Raw genomic sequence first — 752 nt, 5'->3', positions numbered from 1 at the left:
TCGATGGTGGCGTTCAGGGCCAGCAGGTTGGTCTGGCCTGCGATGTCCGAGATCATGCCCAGCACATCGCCGATCTTCTGCGAGGCGGAGGACAGGAAGGCAATGCGCTCGCTTGCCGTCTGCGTATCGCCGACGGCCCGCTGGGACATGCTGGACGATTCCTCAGCCCGGCGGCCGATTTCATTGACTGACGCTGCCAGCTGTTCGGTCGCCGAGGCAACCGTCTGCACATTGGCAGCAGCTTCTTCGGAAGCCGCCGACACGGCGGTGGACTGCTGCGCCGTTTCTTCGGCCGAGGCGCTCAGCGTGTTGGCGGCGGCCTGCATCTCCTGCGCGGCAGCCGACACCGTGTCGACAATCCCTCCGACAGCACGCTCGAAGCTGTCGGCCAGTTCGTTCATGATGCGGCGGCGCTCAGCCTCCTGCTGGTCCTTGACGGCGGCCTGCTCCCGCTCCAGCCGCTCCTTCTCGATGCCATTGGCCTGGAACACCTCGACCGCAGCCGCCATCTCGCCGATCTCGTCAGAGCGGCCAGAGCCGAAGACCTTCATGGTCAGGTCGCCAGCTGCCACCGCCCGCATGCAATCGGTGATGGCCTTGATGGCACGGGCAATGGAGGTTCCAAGGAACACGGCAATGGCGGACATCACCAGCGTGAAGATCGCAGCCAGCGTCAGCGTCGTGGACAGGGTGTTGTCAATCCCCGCCTGCGCCTTCGGCCCAATCTCGTTCTGTGACGCTAGAACTTTGTC

At 64.5% G+C, this 752-nt stretch carries 1 protein-coding gene; it reads right to left on the bottom strand.

The features are described 5' to 3' along the window. Positions 1–752, bottom strand: a 752-nt coding sequence (locus V6L75_RS20965) for a methyl-accepting chemotaxis protein (protein ID WP_334253398.1), incomplete at both ends; no start/stop codon positions are given.

Source organism: Pannonibacter anstelovis (genome assembly GCF_036881715.1).
Taxonomy (GTDB): Bacteria; Pseudomonadota; Alphaproteobacteria; order Rhizobiales; family Stappiaceae; genus Pannonibacter; species Pannonibacter anstelovis.
This window is presented reverse-complemented; position numbering and strand designations above follow the sequence as displayed.